Annotated in this window: 10 protein-coding genes and 1 pseudogene; 3 read left to right on the top strand and 8 right to left on the bottom strand. The window is 40.0% G+C overall.

Translation table 11 applies throughout. The features are described 5' to 3' along the window. Positions 1-60: 60 nt before the first annotated feature. From AC3CAU_RS11085 to AC3CAU_RS11075, 3 genes are all read right to left on the bottom strand, one after another. Positions 61-480, bottom strand: coding sequence for a hypothetical protein (locus AC3CAU_RS11085; RefSeq protein ID WP_131214416.1), 420 nt, complete (start codon positions 478-480; stop codon positions 61-63). Positions 481-659: 179 nt separating this feature from the next. Beyond that, complete coding sequence (locus AC3CAU_RS11080) at positions 660-1,379, bottom strand: UDP-2,3-diacylglucosamine diphosphatase (RefSeq protein WP_424621079.1); 720 nt, start codon at positions 1,377-1,379, stop codon at positions 660-662. A 117-nt stretch (positions 1,380-1,496) separates the two neighbouring features. Beyond that, entirely contained in the window at positions 1,497-2,006 is a 510-nt protein-coding gene (locus AC3CAU_RS11075) for a peptidylprolyl isomerase (protein ID WP_131214414.1), read from the bottom strand. Positions 2,007-2,172: 166 nt separating this feature from the next. On the opposite strand from AC3CAU_RS11075, the gene AC3CAU_RS11070 reads away from it, so the two are divergent. After that, entirely contained in the window at positions 2,173-3,897 is a 1,725-nt protein-coding gene (locus tag AC3CAU_RS11070) for a glutamine--tRNA ligase/YqeY domain fusion protein (protein ID WP_447052914.1), read from the top strand. A gap of 190 nt (positions 3,898-4,087) precedes the next feature. Beyond that, positions 4,088-4,537, top strand: a complete 450-nt coding sequence (locus tag AC3CAU_RS11065) for an SRPBCC domain-containing protein (protein WP_250697820.1) — start codon at positions 4,088-4,090, stop codon at positions 4,535-4,537. A 191-nt stretch (positions 4,538-4,728) separates the two neighbouring features. Here the strand turns inward: AC3CAU_RS11065 and AC3CAU_RS11060 are convergent, their stop codons facing one another. After that, positions 4,729-5,265 carry a lecithin retinol acyltransferase family protein gene (locus tag AC3CAU_RS11060; RefSeq protein WP_131214412.1) on the bottom strand — a complete coding sequence of 179 codons (537 nt, stop codon included), beginning with the start codon at positions 5,263-5,265 and terminating at the stop codon, positions 4,729-4,731. Positions 5,266-5,427: 162 nt separating this feature from the next. Between AC3CAU_RS11060 and AC3CAU_RS11055 the strand changes: the two are divergent. After that, a pseudogene (locus AC3CAU_RS11055) lies at positions 5,428-6,186 on the top strand (phosphodiester glycosidase family protein). Positions 6,187-6,344: 158 nt separating this feature from the next. On the opposite strand, the gene AC3CAU_RS11050 reads toward AC3CAU_RS11055, so the two are convergent. The 4 genes from AC3CAU_RS11050 to putA form a co-directional block, all read right to left on the bottom strand. Then, positions 6,345-7,589: an outer membrane protein transport protein gene (locus AC3CAU_RS11050; RefSeq protein WP_131214409.1), complete on the bottom strand. Its 1,245-nt coding sequence runs from the start codon at positions 7,587-7,589 to the stop codon at positions 6,345-6,347. Positions 7,590-7,813: 224 nt separating this feature from the next. Next, on the bottom strand, positions 7,814-8,041 hold the full coding sequence (locus tag AC3CAU_RS11045; protein ID WP_131214408.1) for a hypothetical protein: 228 nt from the start codon (positions 8,039-8,041) through the stop codon (positions 7,814-7,816). Between the two features lie 251 nt (positions 8,042-8,292). After that, positions 8,293-9,375, bottom strand: coding sequence for a tRNA (uridine(54)-C5)-methyltransferase TrmA (trmA, locus tag AC3CAU_RS11040; protein ID WP_447052915.1), 1,083 nt, complete (start codon positions 9,373-9,375; stop codon positions 8,293-8,295). A gap of 294 nt (positions 9,376-9,669) precedes the next feature. Further along, positions 9,670-13,440 carry a trifunctional transcriptional regulator/proline dehydrogenase/L-glutamate gamma-semialdehyde dehydrogenase gene (putA, locus tag AC3CAU_RS11035; protein ID WP_447052916.1) on the bottom strand — a complete coding sequence of 1,257 codons (3,771 nt, stop codon included), beginning with the start codon at positions 13,438-13,440 and terminating at the stop codon, positions 9,670-9,672. Positions 13,441-13,461: the final 21 nt, after the last annotated feature.

Here is a 13,461-nt window from a genome sequence, read left to right as displayed (position 1 = left end):
CGGAACAACTGCGCGGGCTGAAAACAGCCCCTGACTTTTTAGCGAGTCGGGGCTTTTGTATTAGTATGCGTATTTTAAATCGGTATAGTCATTTAACGACATGGCCACATGCTTGTTAATGAATTCACGGATATCGTCGCTAGTCATCGGCTGACCTTGTTTGGTAATCACGTGTTCCATAGGCGCTTGATCTACAGCAGTAATTTTGTAAACAAAGTTACAAACCACTTTATAATTTGAATCAGCTTTGACCATGCAAGTCACGTAGCTATAAGCATGTTCAAAATTCAGATCAGTATGAGAAAAGATAAACTGGTCAAATAATTTCAGCGCTTTACCATCTTGCAGTGCTTTTAATTCATCCACAATATTACTTTCGAACTGTACGGCGTAGCGCTCCGAAACAGGCTTTCCATCAATTAAAAGTGAAACTTTACCGTCATCATGATGGGTTACGGTGATATTGCTAAAATCAGACATGCAGATCTCTAAAATTGAATGAAATGATAGAGGCTGATTATGTTTGAATTGTTTTACAAATCAAGAAATGATTCGGTATGTTGATTATATTCAGGATAAATAAACAACAATTGTGAACTTCTTAATGCACTGTAAATGAATTCGCTTTTATTCGATCAAAATGGCTTGAGTAGCTAAAATTAATAAGTCCAAGTCTTTAATTCTAATGTTTGATGAACTTGTTCGGAATCAATTTCTAAAATTTGAGCTTCATGTTCACGCCAGTCGCCTAAAACAATACGTGATTTACCATTTTCATTATGGATATTAGGGCGGTGGGTATGTCCATGGATCAGTACATCCACTGTTTGAAGTGATTGTTCAACGGCTTTTGGGTTCACATCCATAATCTGATAAGACTTCATTTGCTTAGTTTCGGCACTTTTTTTACGGAAACCATTCGCCAGTTTTTGACGGAAAATTAATGGCATACTTTTAAGAAAACCTAAAAGTAGCGGATTACGAATAATTTTACGGAATTTCTGGTAGGACACATCATCGGTACAAAGTAAGTCGCCATGTTCAAGACGTATCTGGAGGCTACCAATCTTTAAGGTATCTACCTCAGGCAATATACAACCATTGAACTGCTTTAAAAAGCGTTGACCCAGTGCAAAGTCACGGTTGCCGACTTGAAAGTAAACATGATTACCGGCTTGAGTGAATTGTTGTAAAGCGCGGACAATTTCATCTAGCCATGGGGCAGAGTAGTCATCTCCAATCCAAGCATTAAACCAATCGCCTAGAATATAAAGCTGCGTGTCTTTATTTTTATAGTGTGCCAATAAATCCAAAAACCCCCGAACGAGTCGAGGGTGTTCAGGTGACAAATGTAAATCGGCGATAAACAGATGGGTCACGTATTTTCCTTAATAGTTCCTCTAAAGTCCATCGAGTGAATAGAGGGACTATGTCCTTAATATTATTCCTTTTTAAAGCAATGCCTTAAAACTTATTAAAGACGCAGAGGACGTTTTTTATTCAGAAATAATTTTAGCAGATTCAATTACTACATTTTCTAAAGGAACGTCAGCGTGGTAACCACGGTTACCGGTACGAACCCCTTTAATTGCTTCAACCACATCTAAGCCTTCAACAACTTTACCAAATACTGCATAACCCCAACCTTGTGCTGTTTTACCAGTATGGTTAAGGAAAGAGTTGTTTTTCACGTTGATGAAGAACTGAGCAGATGCAGAATGAGGCGCTTGAGTACGTGCCATTGCAACCGTACCTTCTTCATTGCTTAAACCGTTGTCAGCTTCGTTTTCAATAGAATCACGAGTTGCTTTTTCTTTGAAGTTTTCATCCATGCCGCCGCCCTGGATCATGAAGTTTTCAATTACACGGTGAAAAATCACGCCATCATAGAAGCCGTCACGAACATATTCTAAAAAGTTAGCAACAGTCTTAGGTGCTTTTTCAGAGTTTAATTCAAGAACAATACGTCCTTTATTGGTGTTTAATTCGACTTGAGGAAAACTCATTTTATAATCTCCTAATCATGGACAAAAAAAGCCATGGGTTTTTGGTTGAGAGAAGCATAAGCAAACTGTAAACTACAAGGCAAGCAAAAACGTTACTTTCTTTGTTAAAAATTTAGAAAAGCGTTTTAATTATCCTATTTTATCTTATAGAAGTGATTTATCAACTATGAAGCCGAATGATGTTGTTTCATCCCTGCCAAATAACCCGACAACTCAAAATCAATCTGTCGATGCTGCGCAGCAAGAACAACAGCCTGGCTTAGACTTTGTACGCCAAGTGATTACTGACGATCTAGCAGCAGGCCGTACACAACAAGTGGTAACACGTTTCCCGCCAGAACCAAATGGTTATTTACATATTGGTCACGTGAAGGCGATTTGTCTGAACTTTGGCATTGCCCAAGAATTTGATGGCTTGTGCAACCTACGTTTTGACGATACTAATCCAGATGCAGAAGAACAAGAATATGTAGACGGTATTGCCAATGATGTAAAATGGTTAGGGTTTGAATGGAATGGTGAACCTCGCTATGCATCTAGCTATTTTGATCAACTGTACACATGGGCGGTACAACTGATTGAACAAGGCGATGCTTATGTCGATTTGCAAACGCCTGAAGAAATTAAGTTAAACCGGGGTAATTTCGTAGAACCAGGTAAAAATTCACCCTATCGTGATGCTTCATTAGAAGAAAATCTGGCGCGTTTTGAACAAATGCGTAATGGTGAGCTTGGCGAAGGGCAAGCTGTTCTTCGTGCCAAAATTGATATGGCATCTCCAAACGTACATATGCGTGATCCTATTTTGTACCGTGTACTGCATTCTGCACATCATCAAACCGGTGATAAATGGAAAATTTATCCAATGTACGATTATGCGCATCCATTATCAGATGCGATTGAGGGCATTACTCACTCACTGTGTACTTTGGAATTCCAAGATCACCGTCCGTTCTACGACTGGGTGGTTGAAAAAGTTAAGTCGTCATCTGTTCCGCATCAGTACGAATCTAGCCGTTTAAATGTCGATTACACCATTACCTCTAAACGTAAATTGCGTAAATTGGTTGAAGGCAATCATGTTAATGGTTGGGATGACCCACGTATGCCAACCGTAGTCGGTATGCGCCGTCGTGGTTTTACCCCTGAAGGTCTGCGTGATTTCTGTAAGCGTGTCGGTGTTTCTAAAGTGGATGGCAGTATTGTTGATGTTGCAATGCTTGAGTACTGTATCCGCCAATCTTTGGAAAATACCGCTGCACGTGGTATGGCGGTGTTAAATCCATTAAAAGTGACCTTGACCAACTTGCCTGAAGATATGGACCTGAGTCATGCACGTCATCCGAATGTAGACATGGGTGATCGCATTATTCCTTTATCTAAAGAAATTTATATTGATCGTAAAGACTTTGAAGAAGTGCCGCCGAAAGGCTTTAAACGTTTAATTCCAGAAGGTGAGGTACGTTTACGTCATGCTTATGTAATTAAATGCGACGAAGTGATTAAAGATGCCCATGGTGAAGTGGTTGAACTGAAATGTTCAATTGATCCTGAAACCTTGGGCAAAAATCCAGAAGGCCGTAAAGTCAAAGGCGTGGTGCATTGGGTTTCTGCAACCAAAGGAGTACCGGCTGAAGTTCGTGTCTATGATCGTTTATTTACTGAAGCCGCTCCAGATGCAGATGACGATTTCTTGGCGAACTTAAATCCAGAGTCTTTAACTGTGCTTCAAGCGATGATTGAACCTGCGTTAGCGGAAGCTCAAGCTGAAGATCGTTTCCAGTTTGAACGTGAAGGTTACTTCGTGGCAGATCAATATGATCATTCGAGCGATAAACCGGTGTTTAACCGTATTTTGGACTTAAAAGATAGCTTTAAGCCAGGTAAATAATTTATTTGTGGTTTAATTTAAGAAAGCTCAACTTCGGTTGGGCTTTTTTGTAGCATCCAAGCAAAAATTGGTTTTAACTATGTATAGTTTCTTATGTAATCTTATAAAATCTATCCTTTTTTCTGCCCTAAAACCTTTCATCAATGCGAAAGTATAGAGATTATCACTGCAAAAGATGAGGCTAAGGAAAATGAATAATGTCGTTATCGAGACACAGATGTTAATTCGTAAACCGGTTGCTGAGGTGTTCAATGCCTTTATCGATCCAGAAATCACTCGCAAGTTTTGGTTTACTTCCTCTACCGGACATTTAATGGAAAATAAAAACGTAGATTGGTATTGGGAAAAATATGAGGTGACGACCAGTGTTTTTGTGGAACAGTTGATCAATAATCAATTAATCCAGATCATGTGGGGCGAACCAAAGTCTACAGTAGATTTTATTTTTGAAAAAATATCCGAGAATGAAACTTTTCTTAAAATCCGTAACTATGCGATTCCTTTAGAAGGTTCAGAGTTAATTGCTTTTGTGATTAAACAGAGCAATGATTTCACTACACTGCTAGATGGCGCTAAAGCCTACTTGGAATATGGTGCACAACTGAACTTGGTCAATGACAGACTTCCGCCCTTTGATTAGTTAAAGGCTTTGAGAAATTTTCTCGATATAAGCATTTTATTAACTGAGCAAAATTGAAATTTTCATTGTGCTTTTTTTAGAGAGTTTGTAGTTGAATAACACGAGTTGAGCAGTACATCTCTTCAATTCTTTCACGCCCCATTGATATGGGGCTTTTTTTTATCTTTTATAAATAGTGGTTGAATTCAAAATTAAGGATTTTTCTGTTCAGGTTCTTTTAATAGTAAAGAGGGCGGCAGACGTTTTTTTGCTTTATCACGTAATTTTTTCTTGATGTATAACACCAAAGCGAAACAGGTGGTGGTGATGGTCAGCAACATGCTATTCATATAACTCATGATTGAGCTGACATAGCCAATTGTGGTCAGGCGGTTCATCATGCGAATGACTTGTGGACTGCTTTCAATACCGGTAATGGCCCAGGTGCATAAATGTTCGCAATTATTAATAATCAGATGATAGTTGTTTTCGTTCATACGAGAACGCATGCGCCGTACAACTTTACGACCCATGAATTTGGGATTGCTATAGTGTTGAACAATAATGGTTTTGCCAAAACTGAACTTTTCTATTGATGTTATTTCAATTGGACGTTTTTTGAATAAATGTGCAAAACCCGAATAATGAATGACCCGGCCACGCCCTGCATAAATACCATGATGGGAATAGCCTAAGTGTTTAACAATAAGGTGTGTTCCTAAAGGAAACCGGATTTTCTGCTGTTGCATTCCAGACTTAATCAATAAAGTTGCAAAGGTATTTTATTGACCTAGTTTACTGCTTCTCTATGAAAGAGTCGACTATCTCACTAAGCTTAAAACTTCTTTTATAAAAACTTCATCCTTGTATAAAATTTTCAGCCTAAAGCTAGATTGTTCGGGAAAGATAAAATGAAGAATCAATTTTTCTTAAAAGGTACCGTAATTTTCGCTTTAAATTTGGCTCCAACCAGTCATGCAGACGTTTACTCAAAACACTGGCAAAGGGGGACTTTTAATGTAGATATAGTAAAGATAGAACAGTCTCAAAACTTGCGTTTATTTTTAAATGATGCCAAAACAAATCAGCCGCTGCATAAATTTGATGCAGTTCAGAAAAAATTAAGGTCTTGTGAAAAGTTGTTATTTGCCATGAATGCCGGGATGTATCGTTCAGATTATTCTGCAGTCGGTTTATATATAGAAACCTCACAATAAAAGCAGAAATTAAACACAGTAAAACAAGGGTTTGGTAATTTTCATATTCAGCCGAATGGTGGGCTGGCCTGGAATCAGAATAAAAGCATAATCGCCACCACAGATGACTACTCAAAGCTAAAGTTTAATCCAGATTATGCGACGCAATCTGGGCCAATGCTGGTGATTAATGAAAAAATTAATCCAAAATTTTTAGAGCGTTCAGACTCATTTAAAATTCGTAACGGCGTAGGAATTAAAGATCAAACGCTCTATTTTGTGATTAGCAATACTGCTGTAAGTTTTTATCAATTTACACAATTTTTTCAACAACAGTTGAAAGTGCAAAATGCATTGTATCTCGATGGCTCAATTTCAAGCGCATATATCCCCCCATTAAAACATGCAGACTCATTTTTTAAACTTGGCCCCATGCTTGCGTATATTGATACGCAAAACTATCAAAAAGACTAAAAATTTTAAGTTTTAAAATTATCTATTTATGTATTTTATAATTTTAACTGTTTTATTATATTTCATTTATTTTAAATGATTTTAAGCTGAATTTTTATTGTATAAATCTTCAAGTGCTAGATATAAAAATTTGTACTTTGAATTAGACTATTCATCAGTTAAAAGTGATATCCAATTTTTAAACCATAGCCTATGGCGTGATTTTCCCTAAACTCCCCCACTTTTGAAGCTTCTGAAAGGACGGGAAGAGGCAGATCATAAGTTCCATTCTGTGTAGTTACATCTCCCAACCAGAAGTATTTCACTCCGCCTGAAATAAAATAATCAGGTTCGGGATTATATTTTAGTGCTAAACCTACTCCCCAATAGCCCTTCGTTGGATTGAAGATAGAGGCCGGATCGCCTGTACCTGAATCCCAGCCAAGATCAAAAGCACCAGACCATAGGGGAGTCCATTGTTTTGCCACCCCCACAGTGGCGCTCCACTGATTCTTTTGATAGTCATCCAGATTAAATCCACCGGTATAAGTTCCACTACTCATTGTAGTCGTTGCCAGTTGGGATAATGCACCGAATTGGACTGGACGAATCACAAAATCTTTCCAGTTGACCCAACGAATATTGGAATAAAGCAAAGTACTGACCGTAATGCTAGTTTGAAAATCGAGATTAATAGATTGTGGTGTGGAAATTTTAGTTTTACTTTCATCAACCAAAAGCAGAGGTGTCCCTAACACATTTTCGGAAACATTGATTTTGTGATCAATTTTGGAGTGATAGGTCAAGGCGGCTTTTAATGCCATGTCAGGCACTTGATAAGCGAAACCAGCCAGCCAGCCGACAGCCGCATCTTGCTTGAAAATTGCGTTATAACCATTGAAGTCTGCATACACCAATCCGCGTAGAGAAACATGGCCTTTAATGGTTTGAAAGGCCGGCCCTGCATAAAGATTAAAGTTTTTGAAGGGCTGATAACCTAAAATCAGACTGAGATTTTGGCTATCTACATTGATTTGTGTACCTTGTTGGCTCAGTACTGGATCGGAAAAACTGGCATTACGCTTCACCGGATATTCTAAATCTGATCCAAAAGGCTGATCGTACAGGATGCCGAAAGAGAGTTGTGGTTTTAATTGAAGTTTAAGCGCTGCACTATAATATTGAAAACTTTGGCTAATATTATCTGTTGAATAGTCGTCAACACCGGAATTGATCAGGTCGGATCGTGTGTCTAAAGTTCGCCCCGATACTTCGGGATCGGCAGCGGTAATGGAAGCTTCAAAATAATGCCCTACTTCGAGAAAAGGCAGTAAAGATTGTCCGGATTGATCTATAGCTGCGGCTATGCCATGACTTGAGATTAGGCTGCATAATATTGCCAGTCCAGGATAATACGATTTCATATATTTTCCTTTTTATTCGGCTCATTTTTTATTTTTAAGGCATTCTTATTTTACTTTTTATAATTTTTCACATATGAGTAAAGCACTTTTAAATACAGGGGAACAGAGATTTCTAGGCGAAAAGAGAGAAGTATGTTTCTAAGTATTAAAATCGAAGCATATACGTTTTGCACAGGCAAATAAAAAGGCATTTAGTAAACTAAATGCCTTTAAATTAGACTCTACTATTGGAGGGGTAGGTGCTGTAATTCGTTTAACTCTTTACGGCTATAACCTCGTGAAGCTAGAACCTTTTTAATTCCAATGATGACATCTTCATCAGTGGCTTTAGCTAAAGCTTGAATCAGTTCTTCATTCGATTTACAAGAGCAATCATTTTCGACACACGAGATTTGATTCTTGTGTTCGTTTTGCTGTTGATTAGCAGAAAACAGCTTTTGCCAAAAACTCATAGAGCCTTCATACACAACTTAACATAGTTCGAAATATATCCAATCCACTAAATATTACAAGCCTGTATCAGTGATAAAAGCAGCGTTTGAACTTTAAATTTTCCGATGATAAGCACTAACTTTAACGATATTATGAGATTTACTATTGAGAATTAGTTATAAATGATTAATTTTAAATGAAATAAAAATGAAGCTCAACTGAGCTTCATTTAAATAACAACAGATACAAACTTAACAATGAAATAAATTGTTTAAATCTTTTCCAGTAATACACCCGATTCTACATGATGGGTATAAGGAAACTGGTCAAACATCGCAAATTTGGTCACTTTATGCGTGGTTGATAAGGTCTTCAAGTTGTCTTCTAGGGTATCAGGATTACATGAGATATAAATGATGCGCTCAAAACGTTGAATCAGTTTTAAGGTTTCATCATCAATACCCGCACGTGGTGGATCTACAAACACGGTATCGAAATCATAGCTTGAGATATCAATCTCTGCTTCCTGTAACCGGCGGAATTCACGCTCACCATTATAGGCTTGTGTGAAATCTTCAGCTGAAAGACGTGCCACCTGAATATTATCAATCTGATTCTGTTCAATATTCCACTGAGCAGCATAGACAGAGGACTTAGCTAGTTCAGTAGCCAGTACGCGATTGAACTTGGTGGAAAGCGGCAGGGTAAAGTTACCATTGCCACAGTACAATTCCAGTAAGTCTTTATCTGACTGTTCAGCCGCATTGCATGCCCATTTCAGCATCTTCTGGCAGACTTGTGCATTCGGCTGGGTAAAGCTACTTTCGATTTGCTTGTATTGATAAGTACGATCAAATACCTGCAATTCTTCAACCACAAATTCGTCGCTTAATACCATTTTTTGACCGCGGCTACGACCAATCAATTTGATATTCAGTTTTTCAGCCAGTTGTTTGGCCAAGCTTTCCCATTCGGCATCCAGTGGGCAACGATAAATCATTGATACCAGCATCTCGCCTTTTAAAGTCGCTAGGAAATGAATTTCAAACAAGCGTTTAGACAATACCGGACTGCTTTTCAGTTCTTGCAGCAAAATGGGCATCAGTTGATTAATGCTGGCATCTGCAATCGGAAATTCGTCAATGCGAATCACTTGTTTTTGGTTATCTTCACTGCGTTCAAACATGGCATAGAACATATCATCGTCAGTATGCCAAATACGGAATTCTGCACGCATACGGAAGTTTTGTTCAGGCGACGGAAATACGTCTAAAGAAGGGGGATTAAATTCGGCAAATTGAGCAGAAATACGTGCAATCTTGGCATCAAGTTGTAACTGATAAGCTGAAGTCATATGCAGTAAAAATCACGAACACATTGAAAACAGGGATGGTAACAAAGTTTGAATCAGATGACTAAACTTATTGCCCATTCAGCGGCAGAAATATCGTTTCAACCAAAATTTTGGCTAAATATAAAGCGTACTTATTAATTATAAAAATCTTAAGTTTAATGTGTGAATTGATTTAAAAATCAGTAAATTAGATAGATGGTATAAAAAGAAACCAAGTCGACCTGACCAGGGAGCGGTCGACTTGGCAAAGAGGAAAAACATTAGAGTTATAAAATTAAGCTTTTAAATTTAGCCTTAAGTTAAGGTCATCAAGCTGGCATTCCCTCCTGCTGCCGCAGTATTGATACTGATCGCGCGCTCAATCACCAATCGTTCTAAAGGAATATTGTAATCAAGAGGTTCCAAATGGGTGATGCCGATAATCGCACCTGAGCGGACAGCAATCTGATCTTGCAACTTTTGCAGTTGTGCTTGGGTGCCGTGATGTAGTACGGCATCAAAATCATCGGTTGCAATGTTTTGAATCACCATAAAACGCTCGGCGATTTCTTTCGGCATTTTAGAAACATACTTGAGCACGAAGGTATTGTCTTCCAGAACGACAGGCTGACTGCCGACTGCAAAAATTGCAGCCCATTGCTGAAGCTGATCCTGTTCCTGATCCGCTAAAGACAGCACACCTTTTCTTGGCAGTACTACATATTGATTACTTTCACCGGTTGGCCCTTGCAATTCATAATGATGACCAGAGCAAAAAGCAGGGCAAGGCTTCAGATGATATTGAGGAAAAGTTTTTTCAACCCAAGTATAAAAAATCTCGTATAAAGGCTGATGCGCTGGCTGTGTTGCTGTTGATTGAGTTGCGAAAGGAGTTGCCAGTTTTTTAGCAGAGCAGTGCTGCATCAAACGGTACAGATAAATCGGACCGCCTGCTTTAGGTCCGGTACCGGATAAGCCTTCACCGCCGAAGGGTTGAACACCGACCACGGCCCCGACAATATTACGGTTGATGTATAAGTTGCCAACTTCGGCATGTGCAATCACGGTCTGAATGGTTTCATCAATACGGGTATGCAGTCCCATAGTGAGTCCATAACCTTTGGCATTAATCTGTTCAAGTAACTGTTCCAATTGACCATATTTATAACGAATCACATGCAAGACTGGACCGAAAACTTCACGCTGCAAATCATTTAAATTCGGCAATTCAATCAAGGTGGGCGGAATGAAAGTCCCTTGGTTTAAGGATGGATCTTGTGCCGCATTCAACATCAGCTGATGAACGTGATGACCTTTACTGTGCATTTGATCAATATGTTTTTGAATATTGCTTTGTGCCTCAAGATCAATCACCGGACCAATATCAGTTTTTAACAGGAACGGATTACCCACCCGCAGTTGTTGCATCGCGCCTTTGAGCATATTGATGACACTATCGGCATTGTCTTCTTGGACGCAGAGTACACGTAAAGCTGAACAGCGCTGACCGGCACTGTCATAAGCCGAGCTCACCACATCCAGAATGACCTGTTCGGTTAATGCGGACGAGTCCACAATCATGGCATTTTGACCGCCGGTTTCCGCAATTAAAGGAATAGGTTGACCAGATTGACTCAGTCTTTGCGCAAGGGTCTTTTGCAAGATTTTGGCCACATCGGTTGAACCAGTAAACATGATCCCCTGAATACGCGCATCTCCACTTAATTGCGCACCGACGGTTTCACCTTGTCCGGGAAGCAGTTGCAAAACATCTTGAGAAATACCGGCTTGCCATAAGATTTGAATCGCTTGTGCAGCAATCAACGGTGTTTGCTCAGCCGGTTTTGCAAGTACGGTATTTCCGGCAACCAGCGCCGCTGAAATTTGTCCTGTGAAAATAGCCAAGGGGAAATTCCATGGGCTAATACATAACACGGGGCCGAGTGGTTGAATCAATACATCCTGATCCAGATCAATCATTTGTGCAGCATAATAACGCAGAAAGTCGACAGCTTCACGAACTTCTGCAATGGCATTGGCATAGGTTTTACCGCTTTCACGGCACAATAGAATCATCAATTCTTGTAAACGCGATTGCATAATATCTGCAGCGCGTTGCAAACAAGCGGCACGTATATTTTTTGGCGTATTTGTCCATTCAGCTTGGGCGCCGACTGCATTATCTAATGCCAGATTGACTTGTACAGAGCTCGCTTCTCGCACATGACCCACAACATCGGAGTGATTTGCAGGATTTAAAATGGTGATGAGTTCTAAATGTTCATCAGTCAGATTATTTTCGTTACTGAGGTTTTTACCCAAAGCCTGCGCTTGCCATTGTTGCTGACTGAAATCTTGTGCAGTTTGATTCAGCAGCATTAACTCATGGTCATTGGCTAAATCTAAACCGGCTGAGTTTGGACGAGTATCGCCGTATAAATTGGGTGCGAGAGGAATAGCCGGATGCTTTTGACCAAGCTGTGATTCTTTGGCTGCATTTTTCAAAATTTCTGAATGTGGATTTTCAATCAGATCTTCAATTTTTAGGGTTTTATCTGCAATACGATTCACGAAAGAGGTATTGGCGCCGTTTTCCAGTAAACGTCGTACCAGATACGCCAGTAGCGTTTCATGATTGCCGACTGGTGCGTAAATACGGCAAGGCACACCCAGTTTGTTATCTGTTTTATCGCCAACCACTTGTTCGTAGAGTGGTTCACCCATGCCATGCAGACACTGGAACTCATATTGACCGCTGTAATATTGATTTGGATCGGCCAGATGGTAAATGGTGGCAAGGGTTTGGGCATTGTGCGTTGCAAACTGGGGATAAATCTGCTGTGGGGCAGCCAGGAGTTTTTTGGCACAGGCAATATAAGATAGATCAGTATGCACTTTACGGGTAAATACCGGATAGTCAGTCATGCCATCAATTTGAGCTTTCTTGATTTCGCTATCCCAGTAAGCACCTTTCACCAGACGAATCATCAAACGTTTTTGACTGCGTTTTGCTAAATCCACCACGTAATTAACTACGTTGAAACAACGTTTTTGATAGGCCTGAATCACAAAGCCGATGCCTTTCCAGTCGCCAAGACTCGGCTCAAAACACAGGCGCTCTAATAATTCTAAAGAAATTTCCAGACGTTCAGATTCTTCGGCATCAATGTTTAAACCAATATTGTAGTGTTTCGCCAGTTCTGCCAATTGCAGAACTTTAGGATACAGCTCGCCATGTACGCGGCTGATTTGTGCACGCTGATAGCGCGGATGCAGGGCAGAAAGCTTGATCGAAATACCAGGGCCGTCATAAACATCTTTGTCTTTAGATGCTTGACCGATGGCATGAATCGCATTGCTATAATCTTGATAATAACGTTCAGCATCATGTTCTGTGAGTGCCGCTTCACCGAGCATGTCATAAGAATATCGAAAGCCTTTGTCTTCCAGAGGTTCTGCATGTTCTAGCGCTTCTTGAATGGTTTCACCAGTAACAAACTGTTCACCCATCATCCGCATTGCCACATCTACCGCTTTACGGATAATGCCGCGACCACTACATGCCAAAAGCCCGGTCAGTACACTGGATAAACTTTTTTGTTTCGGTGTTTCCATTAGTTTGCCAGTCAGCATGAGACCCCAAGCTGCGGCGTTGACAAACATCAGGCTACTTTGTCCGACATGCTCTTTCCAGTTGCCCTGATTAATTTTGTCGCGAATCAGCAGGTCACGGGTGGCACTGTCCGGAATACGAAGCAAGGCTTCAGCCAGACACATCAGGGCAATGCCTTCTTGAGAGGATAATGAAAATTCTTGCAATAAACCCTGAACGATTCCCGCTTTACCATTCGAGCTTTTACGTTCACGCAGGGTATGGGCAAGATTGAACGCCAAGTCATAAATACGCTGGTTCAATTGTTCAGAAATCTGGCTATGTTCAAGCAGGTTTTCAACACACTCAGGTTCCGCACGGCGCCAGGCAGTATTAACCTCAACTTCATAATCATTCTTTTCTTTGAATTCAGTAATATATTCAAAGTGAGGTTTCGCCAGATTGAGGCGGGTTTCTGTATCCATCATATTCATGCCAACGTCCTGTGACTGCCA

It is taken from the genome of Acinetobacter sp. GG23, assembly GCF_057766365.1.
Note: the sequence above shows the minus strand (reverse complement) of the source record. Positions and strands in the feature narration are given on the sequence as shown.

Coding starts and splice junctions, on each gene's coding strand:
- AC3CAU_RS11085 (WP_131214416.1), bottom strand. CDS start 480: ATGTCTGATTTTAGCAATATCACCGTAACCCATCATGATGACGGTAAA.
- AC3CAU_RS11075 (WP_131214414.1), bottom strand. CDS start 2,006: ATGAGTTTTCCTCAAGTCGAATTAAACACCAATAAAGGACGTATTGTT.
- AC3CAU_RS11070 (WP_447052914.1), top strand. CDS start 2,173: ATGAAGCCGAATGATGTTGTTTCATCCCTGCCAAATAACCCGACAACT.
- AC3CAU_RS11065 (WP_250697820.1), top strand. CDS start 4,088: ATGAATAATGTCGTTATCGAGACACAGATGTTAATTCGTAAACCGGTT.
- AC3CAU_RS11060 (WP_131214412.1), bottom strand. CDS start 5,265: ATGCAACAGCAGAAAATCCGGTTTCCTTTAGGAACACACCTTATTGTT.
- AC3CAU_RS11050 (WP_131214409.1), bottom strand. CDS start 7,589: ATGAAATCGTATTATCCTGGACTGGCAATATTATGCAGCCTAATCTCA.
- AC3CAU_RS11045 (WP_131214408.1), bottom strand. CDS start 8,041: ATGAGTTTTTGGCAAAAGCTGTTTTCTGCTAATCAACAGCAAAACGAA.
- trmA (WP_447052915.1), bottom strand. CDS start 9,375: ATGACTTCAGCTTATCAGTTACAACTTGATGCCAAGATTGCACGTATT.
- putA (WP_447052916.1), bottom strand. CDS start 13,440: ATGAATATGATGGATACAGAAACCCGCCTCAATCTGGCGAAACCTCAC.